Origin of the sequence: Erythrobacter sp. HI0063 (assembly GCF_001635685.1) — a bacterium.
GTDB lineage: Bacteria > Pseudomonadota > Alphaproteobacteria > Sphingomonadales > Sphingomonadaceae > Qipengyuania.
The window spans coordinates 1-243 of record NZ_LWFF01000039.1 but is presented as its reverse complement, the minus strand read 5'-3'; the positions used below and the strand labels follow the sequence as shown (position 1 = coordinate 243).

The window sequence follows — 243 nt, the reverse complement described above, 5'->3', positions numbered from 1 at the left end:
TTCCATGTAATAGGGAAAGCGGCTGGAACACCCGATACCGGAGATGAACACCGTCTTCGCAGGGTCTGCGCCCAGCTGCGGCAGCGTGCGCTGGACGGCTTTCAGGATCGCATAATCCCCGCAGCCGGGGCACCAGCGGACCTCCTGGTCGGTTTCCCAGTCCTTAAGCGTGGTTTCGAATTTAGCGGGTGCGTTCATAGCGGTCACTCGATTTGAAGATGAGAAAAATTGCCAGCGAGACGA

The 243-nt window shown here is 57.6% G+C and carries 1 pseudogene; it reads right to left on the bottom strand.

Annotated features, from left to right (window positions below):
* A pseudogene (locus tag A3736_RS01620) lies at positions 1-198 on the bottom strand (2-oxoacid:ferredoxin oxidoreductase subunit beta); the annotation flags it as partial.
* Between the last annotated feature and the right edge of the window lie 45 nt (positions 199-243).